The following is a 22,235-nucleotide window of genomic DNA, read 5'->3' as shown; positions in this document are numbered from 1 at the left end:
GTCGCGCCTACCTCGTTCCCACCAAAAGAATACCGATTAAATGAACTGTATTAGCGAAACGTCTCAAAGAGTAGGATGCAAAGGAAAAAGATACGTAATCCTACACTAGAAAGGGAATAAGGATTTTAAAATCCTCTCGTCATCAAAATATTTAAGGTAATTTTGCATGGAACTGGATTTTTCGGCATTGCCCTTAGCGTTTCAATTTACTTCTCCCGGACCGATTCTGGTAAAAATAGGACCAATAGTTATCCGCTGGTATGGCTTGTTGATTGCCTCGGCTGTGTTAATTGGTGTGAGTCTTTCCCAATACTTAGCAAAGCGTCGTCACGTTAATCCAGATTTACTCAGCGATTTGTCCATTTGGCTGGTAATTGGCGCTATTCCAGCAGCTAGGATATATTATGTTTTGTTTCAATGGTCAGAATACTCTCAACACCCAGAGCGAATAATTGCTATTTGGCAGGGAGGTATTGCCATACATGGTGCGATTATCGGTGGTGTAACTGCGGCGTTAATCTTTGCCAAACTTAAACACATATCTTTCTGGCAATTAACCGATTTGGTAGCGCCTTCGTTGATTTTAGGGCAAGCGATTGGACGTTGGGGAAATTTTTTCAACTCTGAAGCTTTTGGTGGTCCCACAAGTTTACCTTGGAAATTATATATTCCCCCAGAGCGTCGTCCCCTCAGCTTGGCTAATTTTGAATATTTCCATCCCACCTTTCTCTATGAGTCTTTGTGGGATTTAATGGTGTTTGCCCTGCTGCTGACTTTATTTTTTCGCACTCTATCTAATCGCCCACGGCTGAAGCTAGGGACGCTATTTCTAGTTTACTGGGTGGCTTATAGCTTAGGACGCTTTTGGATAGAAGGCTTACGCACAGATAGCTTGATGCTAGGTCCGCTGAGAATTGCCCAAATAGTCAGTTTAAGTGGCATTATTTTCGGAATAATTGGTTTAGCTTGGCTTTATTTGCTAAAACGCTCTTTACCCGATGTAGTTCCCCCCTCAAAGAGTGATATTGTATCTGGTTGAATACTTAATTATTACGACTGACCTGGGGACATGATATTACCTATCCTCTATCCCCATAAAAAATGCCCCAGAGTGTTCTCTAGGGCTTAACCAGGGTGCATCTACCATTTCTTTCTACAACCTCAAGGGGGTGAATCCGGAAAGCTGCGGCAGAAATGCCAAAAGAATTTTTTAGCGACATTAATTTATAGTTGTGTATGAGTGAATATATGCGTAATTTGAGTGATAAAGCTCAGTTAAATTCCTTAGCAGCCGCTGTCTATATTGTGGGTGCAGGACCGGGAGATCCTGATTTATTAACGGTTAAAGCGCACAAACTCTTGGCCAGGGCTGATGTAATTTTATTTGCTGATTCCTTAGTACCAGCACAGATTTTAGATATTTGTCGCTCAGATGCGGAGATCATTCAAACTGCCAATAAGACTTTAGAAGAGATTTTACCGATTATGATTGAAAGGGTGCGATCGCATAAATCTGTGGTTCGTCTTCATTCTGGTGATCCTAGTCTCTACAGTGCCATACAAGAGCAAATGCAGCTTTTAGCAGCAGATCATATCCCCTTTGAAGTTATCCCTGGAATCAGTGCCTTTCAAGCCGCAGCCGCTCAACTGAAAATCGAACTAACTATCCCTGGGTTGGTACAGACTATTATCCTTACCCGCATTAGTGGCCGCACAGAGGTTCCCGCTACAGAAGAATTAGCCACTTTAGCAGCACATCAGGCTAGTATCTGTTTATATCTAAGTGCGCGTCATGTTGCTGAGGCACAAGCTAAACTACTAGAACATTATCCACCACAAACCCAAGTAGCCATTTGTTTTCGTGTTGGTTGGCCTGATGAAAAAATCCGGGTTGTCCCACTTGCGGAAATGGCTAACTGTACCCATCAAGAACAATTGCTACGGACTACACTTTATATAATTAGTCCTGCACTCTTAGCAGTAAATGGACGCTCTCGTTTATACCACCCTGAACATAATCATTTATTTCGTTCATCTCATCATTAAATAATCAAGAGGAAGGTAAAATTAATAGCATAATTTCCATTGTTTAAGTTAACAATTTTTGATTTGGAATTGATTTGTACCCAGCTTTATGAGCAAAAGCAAAATTTCTGCTATTACTATTCCTGGTTATCGGATTACGGAAGTTATTTATGTTAGTCCCAGAACTACTGTTTATCGTGGTGAGCAAGAGAAGACACAGACTCCTGTCATTATCAAAACCTTGAATGCACAGTATCCTCAATTGTGCGAATTGATTTCGCTAAAAAATCAATTTGCCATTGCCCAAAAAATAGAACATCCAAATATTATTAAATGTTATAAACTAGAACCCTATGCTAATAGTTATGCGTTGATTATAGAAGATATTGGCGGAATATCTCTACATGAATATGCTAATTCTCAACCATTAAGCCTAGAGCTTTTTTTTACTATTGCTATTCCAATTACTAAAGCATTAGATTTTATTTATGAACAAAATATTATTCATAAAGATATCAAGCCTAAAAATATTATTATTAATCCAGAAAATAAACAAATTAAGCTAATAGATTTCAGTATTTCCTGTCTATTGCCTAAAGAAAACGCCGAAATAAAAAGCCCGAATGTATTGGAAGGGACATTTGCTTATATGTCACCTGAACAAACAGGAAGAATGAATCGAGCCATAGACTACCGTACCGATTTTTACTCTCTAGGTGTTACCTTTTATCAACTACTCACAGCCAACTTACCTTTTGATAGTAATAATCCCTTAGAATTACTACACTGCCATTTAGCAAAACAACCAAAAAATCCTAGAGAAATTAATCCTCACATTCCTCAGATTATTGCAGATATCATTACAAAGCTAATGGCAAAAATGCCTGAAAACAGATATCAAACTGCAAAAGGAATTAGACATGATTTAGAAATTTGTCAGCAGATGTTACTAAATAGTGGAGAAATTTCTAATTTTCAATTAGGAACCAGTGATATATCACAACGCTTTCTGATTCCCGAAAAAATTTATGGTAGAGAAAATGAAATTACAACATTATTAAATGCCTTTGAAAGAATTAGCAATGGCACCAAGGAATTGATGCTAGTTGGGGGTTTTTCTGGAATTGGCAAAACATCTGTTATTAATGAAGTTCATAAACCTATTATTCTTAACAAAGCTTATTTTATTTCTGGTAAATATGACCAACTTCAACGTAATATTCCTTTCTCTGGGTTTTTGGAATCATTAGAAAGCTTATTAAATCAAATATTAACTGAAAGCGCAGCCAATCTACAACAATGGAAAGATAAGATTTTATTAGCTTTAGGGGAGCAAGCAAAAGTAATAATTGATGTGATTCCTAAATTAGAAAATATTATTGGTAAGCAACCTAATGTTCCAGAACTGATAGGGATTGCTTCTCAAAATCGCTTTAATTTGCTATTTGGTAATTTTATTAAAGTATTTGCCGCTAAAGAACATCCTTTGGTGATTTTTTTGGATGATTTACAATGGGCAGATGCTACTTCTTTAAAGTTAATAGAATTATTGATGAATGAAACAGATGTACAATATCTTTTATTAATTGGTGCATATCGAGATAATGAAGTTTACCCTGGACATCCTTTCATCATCACATTAGATAATATTCGTAAAACTCAAGCTGTAGTTAATCAAATTACCCTGAGACCTTTAGATAAATCTCACCTTAATCTTTTGATTACAGATACTCTAGGTTGCTCACAGGCAGAAGCCATAACTTTAACTAAATTACTTTTAACAAAAGCACAAGGTAATCCATTTTTTAGTAACCAATTACTAAAATCTCTTTATGAAGATGGGTTAATTAGTTTTAATTTTAATCTCGGTTATTGGCAATGTGATATTAATGAAGCTAAGGCTTTACATCAATATAATGATGTACTGCAATTTTTAGCCATCCAGTTACAAAAATTACCAAATAATACACAGAATATATTAAAAATAGCAGCTTGTATTGGCAACCAATTTGATTTACATACTTTATCTATAGTCTATGGAAGACCCCATGCAGAAACAGCCGCAGAGTTGTGGCAAGCTTTACAAGAAGGGCTTATTCTACCACAAAATCAAGTCTACAAGTTCTTTACAGATAATGTTTCTGTATCTACCGCAGATTTAGAAATTAATAACTCTGAACAAGTAATAATTAAATACAAATTTCTACATGACAGAGTTCAACAAGCTGCTTATCATCTTATTCCTGAAAGAGATAAACGAGCAATTCACTTAAAAATTGGTCAACTCATTTTACAACACACAAATTCTGTTGAACTAGAAGAACATATATTTACTATCGTAAATCAGTTTAATTTTGGAATTGATTTAATTACAACTGATTCAGAAAAATATAAATTAGCTCAACTTAATTTAATTGCTGGTTCTAAAGCCAAATCTTCTACAGCTTATGATGCTGCTGTTAAATATTTGAATATGGGTTTAGGATTTTTACCTACAGATAGTTGGCAGCATCAATATCAATTGACATTAAATCTTTATGTAGAAGCCGTAGAAGCAGAATATTTAAACGTTAACTTTGAGCAATCTAGCATTTATGTAGAAATAGTCAAGCAAAATGCAATTAGTCTACTTGATCAAGTCAGAGTTTATGAAGCTCAAATGCAGATGTATATGGCTCAAGTAAAGATGCAATTAGCAATTGATACAGGGTTAAATTTACTGCAAATGTTTGGAGTTATTTTAGAAAAATCACCTCCACAAATCATAAACATTGAGGATTTAATCAATTTACCAATCATGACAGATCCTGATCAACTGGCAGTCATGCGGATATTAATGAGTATGATTGCAGCAGCCTATTTTGTGAATTCAGAATTCTTACTGCCAATTATATTTACTATGATAGATATATCTGTTAAATATGGAAACTCTTCCACTTCGGCTTACGGATATGTTTTCTATGGTTTCCTCCTATGCGGTACTTTTTTAGAGATAGATACTGGATATCGTTATGGTGAATTAGCATTAAATTTGTCTGATAAATTTAACGCTGGCAATATCAGATTTAGAGTCATACTTTTTTGGTATGGAGGTATTAAATGTTGGAAGCAGCATTTTCGAGAATTACTTCTTCCTTTACAAGAAAATATCTATTACGGTTTGGAAATGGGAGAAATAGAATATGTTGCTTACTGTTCTGCTAATTATGTATTTAAGTTAGTACTTGCTGGTGAGAATTTAATAGATATATCCCAATCCATAGATCAGCATATTGCTTTAATGATTAATCTTCAACAACAATGGAGTATTAGTAATCAAAAAATTTGGAAGCAAATGATATTTAATCTTATGGAACTCACTGACAATCAACACCAACTAAATGGTGATTTTGTCAATGAACAATTATATTTATCATTGCTTGAGACTAAAAATTATAATTGTCTTTTCACATTCTATCTAGCTGAGACCATACTCTTTTACTTGTTTGGAAAAAATAAGCAAGCTATTAATAGTGCTGTTTTAGGCAAACAATATACAGCCTCTGTGAGAGGACAAATTATTGTCTGTGAACATACTTACTACTACTCTTTGGCTCTTTTAGCTGAATATCATCACCAATCAATCAATGACCAAAAACAATATTTACAACAAGTTTTAGCTAATCAGCAACAGATGCAAATTTGGACTAATTATGCCCCCTGTAATTTTAAACATAAGTATGATTTAGTGGAAGCTGAAAAAGCTAGAGTTTTAGGGAATAATTGGCAAGCTGTAGAACTTTATGAACAAGCCATTAAAGGAGCTAAGGAAACTGGATATATTCAGGAAGAAGCACTAGCTAATAAATTAGCTGCTCAATTTTTTATAAATTTGGGTAAGGAAAAAATTGCTCAAACATATTTAATAGATGCTTATTACTGTTACGTTAATTGGGGTGCTAAAGCTAAAATTGAGGATTTAGAAAAATCCTACCCTCAATTGCTAGATCCCATTCTCAAGCAGAAAAAAATCATACTGCACCAAAGTGAAGTACCTGCTTTTATTAGCAAGATTATATCTGAGCCTAATATTACAAGTGTTTCAGCTATTTTAGACTTAGAAACTGTTACTAAAGCATCTCTAGCTATTTCTTCGGAAATTGAGATAGATAAATTATTGCATACTCTCTTGCAAGTAATTATAGAAAATGTAGGAGCAAAAAAAGCAACTTTGATTTTGCAACAAGAGGGAAATTTAATCCTGGTAGCGCAATCTATTGATGCTCAGGGGATTGGGTTGCAATCCATTCCTATTAATAACAGTCAAAATATACCTTTAAGTATTATTAATTATGTCTATAATACACGAGAATTTTTATTAATTAATAATGCTAGTGCGGCAGGTAATTTCATTGCTGATCCTTATATTATAAAATATCAGCCCAAGTCTATATTATGTAGTCCTATTCTTAGTCATGGAAAAATTGTCGGTATTATTTATTTAGAAAATGAGTTAATTACAGGTGCATTCAATCCCGAAAGGTTAAAAGTATTAAAGCTGCTATCTTCCCAAGCAGCTATTTCGTTAGAGAATGCTCAATTATATAGTAAATTAGAAGAAAAGGTGGCTTATAGAACTCAGGAGTTAAATGAAAAAAATCTTTTTTTAGAAAAAACATTGCATAAATTAAAGTTAACACAATCCCAACTTATTCAAACCGAGAAAATGTCTAGCTTGGGGCAAATGGTTGCAGGTATTGCCCATGAAATTAATAATCCCGTAAATTTTATTTATGCAAATGTTGAACACGCTAGTAACTATATTCAGGCTTTAATAAATTTACTCAATATCTACCAACAAGAGTATCCAAATCCTACTAAAAGTATTCAGGAGAATAAAGAAAATATTGATTTTAATTTTCTGATTCAAGACTTGCCAAAAGTTCTAGATTCTATGAAATTAGGATCAGAGCGGATTCGCAAGATTGTTCTGGGCTTACGTAATTTTGCCCGACTTGATGAATCTGAGATGAAGCCTGTAGATATTCATGAAGGTATTGAAAGTACATTAATGCTTTTACAGCCTCGTTTTAAAGATAAGTTAGGATATTCACCAAATATAGTTATTAAAGATTATGCTCAACTACCTTTAGTGACTTGTTATCCTTCTCAGTTAAATCAGGTATTTATGAATATTATTAGTAATGCTATTGATGCACTACATACATATGAGCAGAATTTATCACCAGAAATCCGAAAAAGTAATTCTAGTCATATTACTATTCATACTCAAATCAGTAACAAAAATTGGGTAAGAATTACGATTAAAGATAATGGTATGGGAATGAGTTCTGAAGTTAAGCAACGTATATTTGATCCTTTTTTCACGACGAAACCTGTTGGTGAAGGTACGGGTTTAGGATTGTCAATTAGTTATCAAATTGTCGTAGACAAGCATGGTGGTAAGATAGAGTGTATCTCTGAACCTGAACAGGGAACAGAATTTTTAATTGAAATTCCTATCAATTTAAATCTCAAAGCCACGACAAGTTGAGATAGCAGCTGTAGGATAGAGATCCAGCATTAATTCTGAATTTTTTATGTCTGCTACATCGTTTGTATCTCCGGTAGATTCACCCAACTCCGCAAAATCTCAATTTATTCCCCCCCTCCTCGGTGCTTCGGTAGCGGAGTTAACTGTTTGGGTGCAGCAACAGGGACAACCTGCTTATCGGGGAAAACAATTGCATGATTGGATTTATAATCAGGGAGTGCGATCGCTCGCTGATATTTCTGTCTTTCCTAAAAATTGGCGCACCCAAGTTGCAGATATCCCCATTGGCCGCTCATCTCTACATTACCGTTCCGTTGCCCCCGATGACACAGTCAAATACTTACTCAAGCTTGCAGATGGGGAAATTGTGGAAACCGTTGGTATTCCCAGCGGTAAGCGTTTAACAGTCTGTGTTTCTACTCAAGTCGGTTGTCCGATGGCTTGTGATTTCTGCGCTACTGGTAAAGGTGGTTATAAGCGTAATCTTAGCTGTGCGGAAATCGTTGATCAAGTTTTGACTGTGCAAGAAGATTTTCAGGAACGGGTAAGTAATGTGGTGTTTATGGGCATGGGTGAACCCTTGCTGAATACACAAAATGTCATCTCTGCAATCAAATCTATTAATCAAGATGTGGGTATAGGAGCGCGATTTCTGACTGTTTCTACTGTAGGCATCCGCGATCGCATTCGTCAATTAGCTGAACACCATTTTCAAGTCACTTTAGCTGTCAGTCTCCACGCACCAAATCAAGCATTACGTGAACAACTTATCCCTAGTGCTAAACCCTACCCCATAGAAGATTTACTAGATGAATGTCGAGAATATGTAGAAATTACTGGACGCAGAGTTACTTTTGAATACATTCTTTTAGCTGGGGTGAACGATTTACCAGAACACGCTTTAGAACTATCAAAACGTCTGCGAGGTTTTCAAAGTCATGTCAACTTGATTCCTTACAATCCCATTCAAGAAGTAGACTACAAAAGACCAAACCGCGATCGCATTCAAGCATTCGTTAACGTTCTCCAGCAGCAAAATACTGCTGTTAGTGTTCGTTATTCTCGCGGTTTAGAAGCCGATGCGGCTTGTGGACAATTGAGAACAAGGAAAAGGTGACAGGTGACAGGTGACAGCTAATAGGAGTAAGAAGCAAGAAGGTAATATCTTAATTTTTCCCAGTCCCCAGTCCCCTATCTTTTAGCGTAAATACCAGGGGCATAAGCCTCAATTACTTTACCAGTGCGAGTGCAAGTTATCATTAAATAGTCACAATTTGGGCATTGTGTCCGCGTGACTTGACTCTCAGCAATATAGTGACGTTCAGCTGAACTACCGCAGTTTGGGCAGTGAATCTTTTGTGAAACTTGCATTTTAAAACCCCTGGATTTAATAAATTTTTAGAAAAAAACTGCAATCCTAATCAGGAAATATTTCCGTCTTAATTTAGGCTAATGATTTTTAACAAATTTTAACAAAGAAAAAATTGATATTCGCTTTTATCATCGTCACTTTGATACTGTTTGTCATCACACTTTAGATATATAAATTTACTTGTGATTTTCTAGCTTTGTAGTGATCCCCATTACTTTATCCTTGAGATGCTGTTGTTTTTCATTTTATAAGAATAAGTTGTTTTTGTATTGAAGCGTTACCAGATAGGAAAAACTGTAGCCCAAGTTACAAAAAATATTTTTTTATATTTAATTAATATTTATTGTCTAGTAAGCATCTTAATTAAAATGAAACCACGTCTACTTTGAAATCCTTAGTTTTTTTAGAATTGGGTTTTATTCCCAAATCTTATACTCTTCCCTGTTAAGAGTTCCCTGTTAAGAGTTCCCTGTTCCCTTTTGAAAAACTCCAGTTCTCAACTTGGATCAGGTTGAAATTGATACAGTGCTGTTGAGAATTGTTGTAGCTCCTGCAATTTATACTGTTTCCTTATAAATAGGACTTACGCAAGTGTCACACCGAAAATCTGTTGTAGGGTGCTTTACTACTGCATAAATCCTGCAAATAAACAGATTGTTGATATCTGACGTGGTTGGTGAGCTTGCCGAACCACACCCTACCAATGTGCCAGTTGCGTAAGTCCTGACCAAATAAATTTGGCGCAGCTTTACATAGAATTGGTATTAGTGGATAAATCTACTACATCATCCCTACTTTTGACGATGTTGTTCTCAAGTTTGCCATAACATTGAATATCTTTGTATCAAATACAATTTGGCTAAAATCCTTCTTCTCTGTAAGGAGTTCCCTATCTCAACTATACCAACAAGACAGAGCAGTTAGGACACCAACTGATGATCAAACCTAGACACCAAAAGACTTTTGAGACTGTCACCTGCTATAAATCAAATCGGATTGCTATAAATTATGTAGTTAAACACGAAATTCTTAACTCTCAGGATTTCGATTTACCACCAAATACGGAAAATTTAAGCTAAAATCACACATTTACTGAGTAAGTAGCCGTGTTTTTTACCATAAACCACTAATATAAAATTGTTATAAAATTGTTATAAATTTATCATAGTTTATCCTTCTTCTGTATAAAGACGTGCTAATCTCATACAAGATGAATTTGGATTCAGCAAGCAAATTAGATATATGTATCAGGATGAAACTCACTGGGGATTAAAGACGATTCCGAGGCTTTAATTCCTGCTTTGGGTCTAAAACCTGTAGAGTTGAGTCAATGCTAACGTGATAATTTTTACTTGTATGATATAATGTAACCTTTAAATAGCCATAATTTCTTCTACGAGATTTCCTACCTCAATGGTGACGAAATACGTCTCATAGAAGTATAGTTAATCATATAGCACACCATGTATAAAAAAGAGTATGCGTAGATTAATCAGCAATTAGCACAATCATGAGATGCATGAAAAACTTTAGATTAGAGTACTTCTGAAATCTAGAAAGACCTGATAATAGCTTTAGCACGACGTTAAGCAATGAGTTTTGAGAACTACTTGCAAAAAGAAGTTAAGGATTTTAGACACTAGAGCAACATGAATATGTTTACCTGCTTTTCCATTAGCCCGATCACAATGCCTCATCCTGGAATAGCTGTTGCCACAGTGCGCGCAGGTGGTGTAGGTATTCTAGACCTGGAATTTTGTAATGATTTTGATTTAGAGAAAGCAACTCAAACTCTTCATCAATTGATAAATTCAGTAGGTTTGCAAAAATCAGTGGGGTTACGCCTAAGAGTGAACCAACTGCCATTGATTCAGCCTTTGCTAGAGTTGTTAAATCAGCAGCCTCACTGCTTAATTTTATGCCGCTGGACTCCTGATAACTTACAAAAAGCGATCGCAGCACTTCCACAGACTCCGTCTCGTCAGCTATTACTTGAGGTAACTAATGTTAATCAAGTCTCTGATCTAGAAACTGTATCTTCCCAGATTCATGGATTAATTGCTAAAGGTAGCGAAAGCGGGGGATGGGGTGGAAATGACCCGGCATTTATCCTGCTTCAGAAATTAGTGCAGCTACAATGCAACCCTATTTATATACAAGGTGGTATCAGTATTCATACTGCAGCCGCCTGCCGTGCAGCCGGAGCATCAGGTGTAGTATTAGATGATCAGCTATGGTTGATGCCCGAATCTCCTTTACCGAAAGACTGGCAGAAATATCTTCATAACCTGGGTGGGCAAGAAGCGACTGTTTATGGAGAAAGATTAGGTAATCCGGTTCGAGTGTTGTACCATCCCAGTCTTCCTATTGCTCAAAATTTGAAAAAGCTGGCAGAAAAAGCCGAGATTGAAGGCAAGGACAGCTCAGAATGGCAGATAGAAGCTGACCAGTTAATTGGTTGGGGATCTCCTAGCGTAAATGCTTGGCCAATTGGACAAACCATAGGTTTGGCAGAAGGCATTCGTGATCGTTATCGAACCATTGGTAAATTTATTCAGGCATTACTAAAGAAGAGTGAAAAACACATAGAAACAAGCAATAAACTTCAACCTTTACGACCTGAATCGCCTTTAGCTATTTCCCATCAGACACAATACCCAATTGTACAGGGACCGATGACACGGGTGAGTGATGTTGGTGAATTTGCTAATGCAGTTTCTCAAGCAGGTGCATTGCCAATGCTGGCCTTAGCACTGATGCAAAAAGAGCAAGTTGATAAATTGCTACGACAAACTAAAGTACTACTTGGTCATCGTTCTTGGGGCGTAGGAATTTTAGGTTTTGTACCTCATGCCTTACGAGAGGAGCAACTAGAAGTTGTGAGAAATGTTAAACCTTCTTTTGCCTTGATTGCTGGCGGACGACCTGATCAAGCAGCCAAGTTAGAAGCAGAGGGAATTGCTACTTATATTCATGTTCCCACCCCAGGCCTTTTACGTTTGTATCTATCACAAGGAGCCAAGCGTTTAATATTTGAAGGGCGAGAGTGTGGCGGACACGTTGGTCCCCTGAGTAGTTTTGTTTTATGGGAAAGTGCTATAGAAGTATTGTTAGAAAAAGTCCCTTCAGGTACAGAGCAGGAAATTCATATTCTGTTTGCTGGAGGGATTCATGATGCTTGTTCAGCAGCAATGATTAGTGCTATGGCCGCTCCCTTAGCTGAACGGGGAATGAAAATTGGCGTTCTCATGGGAAGTGCATATCTATTTACGCAAGAAGCTGTAGATTGTGGTGCTATCGTCAAAGAGTACCAGAATCAAGCCTTAACTTGTACAGAAACTATTAACCTAGAAACAGGTCCAGGTCATGCCTCCCGATGCGCTGTCACTCCCTTTGCAGAGGAGTTCTATAAAACCAGACTCAGTATGTTATTAGCTGGTAAAAGCTCAGAGGAAATTAAGAATACTCTGGAAGATTTAACACTAGGAAGATTACGTGTAGCAGCTAAAGGTTTGAGGCGAACTCAGTTGGGGATTACCAACGTTGATGAATCCACCCAACTCAAAGATGGTATGTACATGATTGGGCAAGTCGCAACCTTAAGAAACGATATCTGCACAGTTAAAGACTTGCATGAAGAAGTTTCATCTGGTGGTGTGGAGTGGCTACAAGTAAAATCACCGCAAATTTTATCTGTCAAAACATCAGAAGATTCTCAGCCTCAGCCTTCTGATATCGCCATCATCGGCATTGGAACATTGCTTCCCAAGGCTCAAGATCCTGATACTTTTTGGGAAAATATCATCTCCAAAGTGAATGCTATTACCGAAATTCCTTCTCATCGATGGGATTGGAGATTGTACTATGATGCAGACCGCAGAGCCAAAGACAAAGTTTACTCAAAATGGGGTGGTTTTTTAGATGATGTAGCATTCAATCCCATCCGCTTTGGGATTCCGCCTAAATCACTCAAGTCAATTGAACCAATGCAACTATTAGCTTTAGAAACAGTTCGACTAGCTTTGGTAGATGCAGGTTATGAGAACGCTGACTTTGATCGAGAAAATACATCAGTTATTTTAGGAGCCAGCGGTGGGATGGCAGATTTAGGGCAGCAGTATGCTACAAGATCTGAAGTTCCCCGCATGGTTGACAAACCAGATGCCCAGGCTTGGGAGCGATTACCACAGTGGACTGAGGAGTCATTTCCAGGAATTCTCTTTAATGTCACAGCCGGACGAATTGCTAATCGCTTTGATTTTGGTGGAGCCAACTACACTGTAGATGCTGCCTGTGCTTCATCACTTGCAGCTATAGATTTGGCTGTATCAGAATTAGAGCAGGGACGATGCAACGTCGCAATTGCTGGAGGAGTAGATACAGTTCAATCTCCATTTGCTTATTTTTGCTTTAGTAAGACTCAAGCTCTTTCACCACGAGGAGTTACTCGGAGTTTCGATCAATCTGCCGATGGCATTGTAATTAGTGAGGGAGTAGCAGTTGTCATCCTCAAGCGTCTGGCCGATGCGGAAAGAGATGGTGACAGAATCTATGCCGTTATTAAAAGTGTAGCCAGTTCTAGCGATGGAAAAGGCTTAAGCATGACAGCCCCTGCTAGTGCTGGACAAAAACGAGCCTTTCATCGCTCTTATCGTAAAGCAGGGTTCTCTCCCAGCACTCTTGGCTTATATGAAGCTCATGGAACCGGAACTGTTGCAGGCGATCGCACAGAATTAGAAACTGTTATCAGTGTCCTGAAGGACAATCAAGCATCTCCCAAATCTTGTGTTTTGGGTTCTGTCAAAACCATGATCGGTCATACGAAAAGCTCCGCTGGCATCGTAGCTCTAGTCAAAGCCGCTTTATCTCTACATTACAAGGTATTACCACCCCATAATAATGTCGAAAAACCTTTAGAGAATTTACAGCAAGATACCAGTCCTGTCTATTTATTACAGGAAGCTCATCCGTGGTTAAGTCATCCTCATTATCCTCGACGAGCAGGTATTAGTGCCTTTGGTTTTGGTGGCACCAACTTTCATGCTGTGTTAGAAGAATATCAAGGTGAATATAGGAATCTGCCACGAGGCACAAACACTTGGCCACAGGAACTTCTTGTGTGGAAAGAGTCTAGCCGTGAAACATTGATTCAGGCTCTAAAAACACTACAACAGAACTTGTTAAATGGCGCAAAACTAAAACTCAGAGACATAGCTTATACACTAACCAAACAAGCTCAAGAGCAGAAGAACTACAGTACCTGTCTCTGTTTGGTAGTGGAAAATTTCTCACAACTCACTGATTCATTAAATTTAGTTCTGGCTTCATTGACAAACAAGGAAGTTATTTCTCTTCCACCTAACATCTATTTGAATTTATTTGTTAAACCAGCCTCAAAAACAAATAAGAGCAAAATTGCTTTTCTGTTCCCTGGACAAGTTGCCCAATATCCAGGAATGGCAAAAGAAATAGCGCTTTATTTCTCGGAAATGGCAGAAGCAATTGAAATTGCAGATCGGCAAATGCAGTCGGTTTTTCCGAAATTGCTTAGTCAATATATTTATCCTCCCAGTGCTTACTCTGAAGCAGAGAAAACTCATGCCAAACATCAGTTAACAAACACACATATTGCCCAGCCAGCTATTGGTGCTATAGAAACAGGTTACCTAGCGCTTATAACTAAGCTAGGATTGAAACCTGATCTAGTAGCAGGTCACAGCTATGGAGAGTATACTGCCCTGTATGCAGCTGGAGTTTTAACTCGTGAAGAGTTTCTAAAACTCTCAGAAATACGTGGACAAGTGATGGCAAATGCCTGTGATATTTCTGACGGGACTATGGCTGCTGTTCAATTGTCCCGTGAGGATTTACTAACTTATTTGGAAGGAATTGAGGACGTTATTATTGCTAATCACAATGCTCCTTTGCAAGCAGTAATTTCAGGAAAAACAAAATCAGTTGAAGCAGTTGTAGAACGACTAAAATCTGATAACATCACCGTGCGGATGTTGCCTGTATCTGGAGCATTTCATTCTCACTTAATCGCCACAGCCCAAAAGCCACTAACTGAAGCCATTACTTCTGCTTCTATCTCCATTCCAAATATTCCAGTATATTCCAATGTCACAGCTATTCCCTATGAATTTGATGTAGTCAAAATTCGTCAACAATTATCTAAACATCTACTCAATCCTGTAGAGTTTGTTTCAGAAATCAATGCCATGTATGAGGCAGGAGCGCGTACATTCATTGAAGTAGGACCAAAGCAGATTTTAACTAGACTTGTTAACCAAACTTTGGCAGGTAAAGAATATACTGCTGTTTCTCTTGATGGCAAAAGTAGAGGATTGAAGGGATTATTAGATGCTTTAGGAATTTTAGTTAGTCAGGGAATCGAAATTAATTTATTGGCTCTCTATGAACAGCGTCATTGCCAACAGCTTGAGATATCAAAGCTTCAGGAAACAAGTCGTCAAAAAGAATTATCTCCAAATACTTGGTTTGTTACTGGTGGCTCAGTTAGGCAGAGTAATGAAGTAGTAGGAGTGACAGGGAACATATCTCCTTTAAACTTAGACACTGTACAGGAATTAGCAAAAATATCTGTGGATAAAACTGGAAATAACAATGATAAAAAAGTTATTAATATGACATCTAACCAAACAAATGGTTTTTCAACAGATGCTAACGGCAACTCAACATCTTTAGTAGTACCCAATCAAGCAAAACTATCGAAAATGTCACAAATTCAATCCATTCAACCAACTCCTGACTCAAAAGAAGCTTCTCTCTTGGCATATCAGGCTTACCAACACACAATGCGAGAGTTTCTGAAGCTTCAAGAAGAAGTCATGAAACAGTTTTTGAGCAGCGTTACATCGGGACAGCTTGTTTATGTTAATTCCATACCTACTAACAGTACAGCTGCACCACCCTCTGTTCCTCAAATTCAAAATCATCAAGTACCAGTAAATTCGACTCCTGCGGTGCCTTCAGTGTCATTTACAAATGATACCTTTGTTCAGAATTCATCCATGACTGCAAAGCCTAATGAAACTAATCCTATCCACCAGGTTCAATCTGTTCAAAAACAAGTAGAAGCACCAATCATTCAAGAGCATAAACCAAATGTTATTGCTCCTGCACCTACAAGTACAGAATCTAATATCCCCAGTCGTGAACAATTAATCCAAATTCTTCTAGACCTAGTGAGCGATCGCACTGGTTATCCTCAAGAGATGCTAGGGCTTGATCAAGACATGGAAGCGGAACTGGGAATTGACTCCATTAAACGAGTTGAAATCTTTGGCACACTTCTCAACCACTTGCCGGCACCTTTGGCTGCTACTGTACAGAATCAGATGGAAACATTGACCCAAGCAAAGAGCCTCAACGGGGTGGTTGATGTTGTTCTCAAAAACGTCAACAATAATGGTTATCAGCCAGAACCGGAGACAAGTGGCTTGGGAAAGCCCATAGCGCGGTAGCTTCCCCGCGCTACGTGATGGAAGCGACACACAAACCACTACCGCTCATTGATATAGCTGAGGCTAAAACCTTAACAGGGCTACACTTAATCACCGAGGATCAATTGGGAGTAGCTGCTCATCTTGTAGAAGCACTCCAGTTATACGGGATTACAGCAGCAATTCTAACTACATCTACCCTAGGCAAGAAAGAAAATTTAGCTCAAGTTGTTTCCCAACTAAAAGAATCCCACGGATCAGTAGTGGGAATCATTCACCTTGCTGGCTTAACAAACATTCCAATGCCAACAAATTTTCAAGAGTGGTGTGAGTTGGCAGATACTCAGTCTAAGAGCTTGTTTCATTTATTACAATTGTGTGCAAATGACTTAAAACAATCTCAAGGCCAAGTCCTGGCTGCTTCTATGTTGGGAGGAAATTTTGGTCGCCGCAGTCATTGTGGTCCAAGTCTTCCTCTGAGCGGTAGTAGCAATGGACTGCTGAAAACCATGATGATTGAGTGGCCAACCGTCAAGGCGAAATCAATTGATTTTGCGGCTGACACTGGCGCTGCTGATATTGCGACCAGTCTTGTAGGAGAATTAATCAGCCAGAACAAGGATGTTGAAATTGGATATCCTCAAGGGCAACGCACAGTTTTTGATGCGATAATATCTCCTTTAATAACCAACTTAGAAAAAGACACTTTAGCTCTTCCTAGTCAAGACTGGATTGTGCTTTGTATTGGTGGATCTAGAGGGATTACATCTGAGATTGTTAGTGCAATGCTAGTTCCTGGTATGACACTAATTCTGGTAGGCCGATCTCCAAAGCCAATCGAAGAACCATCTCTGATTCAAGGAATTGAAGATATAGGTATTTTGCGCCGATTACTAATACAGCAAGCTAGAGAGGAAGGTCAAACACCAACACCTGCACAAATTGAACAACAGGTTAAGCAATTGCAGCGCGATCGCGCTATTCGTGATAACTTAAATCTCTTTAAAGAAGCAGGAGCTAATGTTGAATATTACTCTGTTGATGTAACCGATGTTGGCTTGTTTGGCGCTCTAATTGATCAAGTATATGAGCGCTATGGACGAATTGATGCTGTTGTCCAGGGTGCTGGTATTATTCAGGACAAACTGATTATTGATAAAACAACTGCGTCTTTTGAACAAGTTTTCAATACTAAAGTCAATAGCACCTTTATTCTCAGTCGTTATCTTTGTCCTGAATCTCTGAAGTTAATGGTTATTTTTGCCTCAGTTGCTGGTCGGACAGGCAATCGAGGGCAATGTGACTATGCAGCTGCTAACGAGGTCATCAATCGCTTTGCCTGGTGGATGCACTATGAGTGGCCGAATACTAAAGTTTTGTCAATCAATTGGGGTCCTTGGGACGTGACAGGAATGGCTTCTGAAGAAGTAAACCGTCAATTTAGAGAGCGAGGGGTGATTCCTATTCCTCCAGCAGCAGGAAAACAATTCTTTATCAATGAACTTCTTTATGGAAACGATAACCAAGTAGAATTAATCACAGGATTTTTTGAGGGGGAAGCACCTGAAAGCACAATGGCTGGTGGTGATGACAAGCTAAAGCAGGATTCAAGTAGACAAACAACACAAACACAATTGTTGTTTCCTTTTATCCCCACTATTCCTACCATTCAACCTAATGGAACTGTTAGTCTCAATCAGACCATTTCTTTGTCATCTCATCCATATCTTCAAGACCATTGCCTTGATGGTAAGCCAGTACTAGCTGCTGCCTGCGCGATGGAACTCATGGCCGAATTTGTTCAATCAGCTTGGCCAGATTGGATTGTCAGCGAAGTCCGTGACCTTAAAGTATTAAGAGGTATTGTCCTTAAATCAGAGAAAGGGCATGAAATTAAACTGCAAGCGCGTGCCTCTACTCATACAGATGGAGACACTCTGCAAGTAGCTGCAGAAATCTTAGATTCAGATGGTGCAGCTCATTACCGTGCCTTTTTTGTTCTTCGTCCACAACTGGAAGAAGTTAAGGAAATAGAGATTCCTTCTTTGAATATCAATACGGGATTAAACATTTCTACTGCTTACCAAAATTATTGCTTTCATGGACCGCTTTTTCAACTTCTGACATCGATAGACCGTTTTAATGAACAAGGTATGGAAGCAAAAGTTAACACAAGCGCACCTGCTGTTTGGTTGAATAATTCTCAACTTAATAAGAGCTGGTTGTTTGATCCAGGTCTTATTGATGCTTCCTTACAGATGGCATTAATATGGACTCGCATCCATGGCGATATGGGGGGATTACCTGCACGATTTAAACGTATCATTCGCTATGGAGAGATACCATTAAAGAGTAATTTGCGCGTAGAATTACGTGTCAAGCTTTTTAATCTCACTACTATGGTCTTTGATGCTATGTTTATGGACTCAAGCAACCGTCTTTATTTGCGGCTTGAGGACATGGAAAATACCTGTAGTAAAGCGCTCAACCGCCTAACAGCTAGAGAGTGATGTATCAAATTTAGAAGAAAAACTATCAATAACATATCAACCAAACGGAAGGGAAATGATCAGTAGTAACCAACAGCAAGCTGACATTGCGATTATTGGGATGTCAGGTCTATTCGCTGGTTCTCAAAACGTCGATGTTTTCTGGCATAACATTCTTAACAAAGCAGATTATGTTCAGGATGCGCCAGACGAATGGGCTGTTCCATACTTCGATCCTAGTTCTACAGAACTCAGCCGTATTTATACCCGTAAAGTTGGATTGCTAGGTGGACTGGCTGAATTCAATCCGCTTGAATTTGGCGTACCACCAACCTCCATCCCAGGTAGTGAACCAGACCATTTTTTAGCTCTAAAGCTTGCTAGGGATGCTTTACAACACGCTGGTTATCTTGATAAACCTCTTGGTCGAGAAAAAACTGGGGTCATTCTTGGGAGGGGGGCTACTCCAAATCGTGGAACACTAACAGGTCTGCAGCATGGAGCGATTCTTGATCAAACTATAGATTTGTTACAAAAACTGCTGCCGACACTAGATCAAGAAACCCTCAATGAAATTCGTCAGGAGTTAAAAGCTAGCATACCAGACCTGCCTCCGGAAGCAGGACCGGGTTTGGTCTCTAATATTGCAGTTGGACGGATTGCTAATCGTCTTGATTTAAGAGGCCCCAGCTACATGATTGATGCTGCTTGCTCCTCTTCTTTAATTGCAGTAGAACTGGCAATGAAAGAATTGCGTAGTAATCGGTCTGACATGATGTTGGTCGGTGGAGTTCAAGCATCCATGACTCCCCAGATATATATGCTTTTCTGTAAGCTAAATGCTCTGTCTCGTACCAAAATTCGTCCTTTTGATAAAGAGGCGGCTGGAACGTTATTGGGAGAGGGATGCGGATTTTTAGTCCTGAAACGACTAACTGATGCCGAAAGAGATAGAGACCAAATCTATGCTGTTCTGAAACAAGTAGGGCTTTCTAGCGATGGTAAAGCATTAGGCTTATTAGCACCTCGTTTAGAAGGGGAAGTGTTAGCTTTAGAACGAGCTTATTCTGAGGCAGGCATTGATCCGACAACTGTTAACTTAATAGAAGCACATGGAACTGGAATTCCTGTCGGTGACAAAACAGAGATTAAAACTTTAACCCAAATCTTTGGCTCGCGCCAAGGAAAGCTTCCTCAATGCGGGCTAGGTTCAGTAAAATCTATGATTGGTCACTGTATTCCAGCTTCAGGGATTGCTGGCTTTATCAAACTATCATTGGCTCTTCACCATAAAATTCTGCCACCTACCCTTTGTGATGAAGTCAACCCAGATTTGGGACTAGAAGAAACACCCTTTTACGTCAATACCCAAACTCGTCCCTGGATTCATGGCAATCAAGAATCGCCTCGGAGAGCAGGTATTAGTGCCTTTGGCTTTGGTGGTGTCAATGCTCATGCGATTCTAGAGGAGTACACAGGTCCAAATACTGCTGATAAACAATTTCATTCACAATGGAGCCATGAGTTGTTTATCTTCTCTGGTGAAAATAAACAAGATATATTGACGCTGGGTCGGCAAGTACAGCAATATTTGCAAGCTAACCCTCTGCCTTCTCTAGTAGGTCTGGCTGTTACCCTTGCCAGTCAACAAGCTGGAACTTACCGACTGGCAATTGTTGCTGAGAACGCTACTGATTTACAGAAAAAACTCAAACAGGCGCTAGAGAAGATTGCTAAACCGGACTGTGAGCGTCTGCAAACCAGAAATGGTGTTTATTACGCTACACCTACTGTTAACTCTAAGGAGGGGAAAACTGCCTTCCTATTTCCTGGAGAAGGATCTCAATATGTCAATATGTTAGCTGACCTGTGCTTGTATTTTCCCAGCGTTCGTAGCTGGTTTGACATTTCAGATGCTACATTCACAGGACTTTGGGAAACGCTTCCCAGCCAGTTTGTATTTCCTCCACCAACTTGCCTGACTGGTGAGGAAAAACAAATGCTTTCTCAGGGGTTGTACAACATTGATGTAGCAACTGAAACCGTTTTCACGGCTGATATTGCTCTCTACCATTTATTAAGTCAATTTGGTATCAAACCTGATGTTATGGTAGGACACAGTACTGGCGAGTATGCAGCACTGTCAGCCAGCGGGACTATTCAAGCAGATAACTTGGATGACCAAATCAAGATCAAACGTAATCTTAATCAAATATATAAGGAACTGGAAGCGGCAAACACAGTTCCGCGAGGGGTTTTGTTAACAGTTGGCGCTCTAGATCCTCAAGTTGTAGAAAATCTATTGCAAAAATTTGAGGGAAAACTGTTTCTAGCAATGGATAATTGCCCTAATCAAAAAATACTATTTGGTGCGCCTGAAGTCATTACAGAAGTTGCCCAACAAGTTAAAGCTTGGGGAGGAATTTATCAAGAGCTACCCTTTGACCGAGCCTATCACACCCCTCTGTTTCTGGAAATGGGTAATGTTTTAGAGCGCTATTATGAGGATTTGCCCGTTGGAACTGCACATACACCACTTTATAGCTGTGCCAGCGTAGCCCCATTCCCAACTGAGGCTAATGCAATTAGAGAATTAGTAGCGAAACAGTGGTCAACTAGAGTGAGATTTTGCGAGATGATTGAGCGGCTTTATGAAGAAGGAATTCGTACCTTCATCGAAGTCGGACCTAGTAACAACCTCACTTCTTTTGTAGAAGATATTTTGCGTAAGCGAGAATTCTTAGCGATCGCCAGCAACAGTCAGCGAAAATCAGGACTTGAGCAATTATTATTGTTACTAGCCCAACTGTTCGTTAAAGGCACTAAACTTGACTGGAAACCTCTGTATCAATACCGAACCGCTGAACCAGTTGATTTGGATGCGTCTAATGTGGGAACGGTCAAACCAAAAAGTTCTCCTGTTCTGGATCTTCTGATGCCTAGAATGAGTTTGAGTTCAGAATTGATTGAGAAGGTAAGAAGCAAGTTAGATGAACCTGGATTGAACCAGTTGCAATTACCAACAGAAAATGAGTCTAATAATATGACTCTGAGTTCTCCTGCTCTAAATAGCATCTCTTTAGACAATTTTTCTCCAGTTTCAGAAACAAGAGTCACGACCCAGAGAGTTGCAGAAGAAATTGTTTCGCCAGGTTCTTCATTTACATCAGTGGCAGGTAGAACAACACCATTATCACCGGATGTACAGTTATCAGTAGTTGATCTCCACTTTGAACTAATGCAAGAATTTTTGGCAAATCAATCAAAAGTTTCTGAAGCTTTCTTTTCAAATTATTCTGATTCGACAGAAAATGAGGAAAGATAAGGTATGCTCCTAAACAGGTTATTTT

General features: G+C 38.8%; 7 protein-coding genes and 1 pseudogene. 7 read left to right on the top strand and 1 reads right to left on the bottom strand.

Annotation, left to right across the window (positions count from 1 at the left end; genetic code table 11):
* Positions 1–166 precede the first annotated feature (166 nt).
* From lgt to rlmN, 4 genes are all read left to right on the top strand, one after another.
* Positions 167–1,039 (top strand): prolipoprotein diacylglyceryl transferase, encoded by an 873-nt coding sequence (lgt, locus tag ANA7108_RS0106810; protein ID WP_016950023.1) that lies wholly within the window; start codon positions 167–169, stop codon positions 1,037–1,039.
* Between the two features lie 197 nt (positions 1,040–1,236).
* Positions 1,237–2,046 (top strand): precorrin-4 C(11)-methyltransferase, encoded by an 810-nt coding sequence (gene cobM / locus ANA7108_RS0106805; protein ID WP_016950022.1) that lies wholly within the window; start codon positions 1,237–1,239, stop codon positions 2,044–2,046.
* A gap of 88 nt (positions 2,047–2,134) precedes the next feature.
* Positions 2,135–7,558 carry an ATP-binding sensor histidine kinase gene (locus tag ANA7108_RS0106800; RefSeq protein WP_016950021.1) on the top strand — a complete coding sequence of 1,808 codons (5,424 nt, stop codon included), beginning with the start codon at positions 2,135–2,137 and terminating at the stop codon, positions 7,556–7,558.
* Between the two features lie 46 nt (positions 7,559–7,604).
* A complete protein-coding gene (gene rlmN / locus ANA7108_RS0106795) occupies positions 7,605–8,675 on the top strand; it encodes a 23S rRNA (adenine(2503)-C(2))-methyltransferase RlmN (RefSeq protein ID WP_016950020.1) in 1,071 nt (356 codons plus the stop codon).
* Positions 8,676–8,749: 74 nt separating this feature from the next.
* Here the strand turns inward: rlmN and ANA7108_RS30865 are convergent, their stop codons facing one another.
* A complete protein-coding gene (locus ANA7108_RS30865) occupies positions 8,750–8,929 on the bottom strand; it encodes a replication restart DNA helicase PriA (protein WP_084776881.1) in 180 nt (59 codons plus the stop codon).
* A 1,650-nt stretch (positions 8,930–10,579) separates the two neighbouring features.
* Here ANA7108_RS30865 and ANA7108_RS26975 point away from each other — a divergent pair.
* The 3 genes and pseudogenes from ANA7108_RS26975 to ANA7108_RS26965 all read left to right on the top strand — a co-directional run.
* Positions 10,580–16,244, top strand: a pseudogene (locus ANA7108_RS26975) (beta-ketoacyl synthase N-terminal-like domain-containing protein); the annotation flags it as partial.
* A gap of 190 nt (positions 16,245–16,434) precedes the next feature.
* The gene (locus ANA7108_RS26970) at positions 16,435–18,906 is read left to right on the top strand and encodes an SDR family NAD(P)-dependent oxidoreductase (RefSeq protein ID WP_052311091.1); all 2,472 of its coding nucleotides are present in this window, start codon (positions 16,435–16,437) and stop codon (positions 18,904–18,906) included.
* A 55-nt stretch (positions 18,907–18,961) separates the two neighbouring features.
* On the top strand, positions 18,962–22,210 hold the full coding sequence (locus ANA7108_RS26965; protein ID WP_016950019.1) for a type I polyketide synthase: 3,249 nt from the start codon (positions 18,962–18,964) through the stop codon (positions 22,208–22,210).
* Positions 22,211–22,235 lie beyond the last annotated feature (25 nt).

The sequence above is a fragment of the Anabaena sp. PCC 7108 genome (assembly GCF_000332135.1).
GTDB lineage: Bacteria > Cyanobacteriota > Cyanobacteriia > Cyanobacteriales > Nostocaceae > Anabaena.
This window is presented reverse-complemented; position numbering and strand designations above follow the sequence as displayed.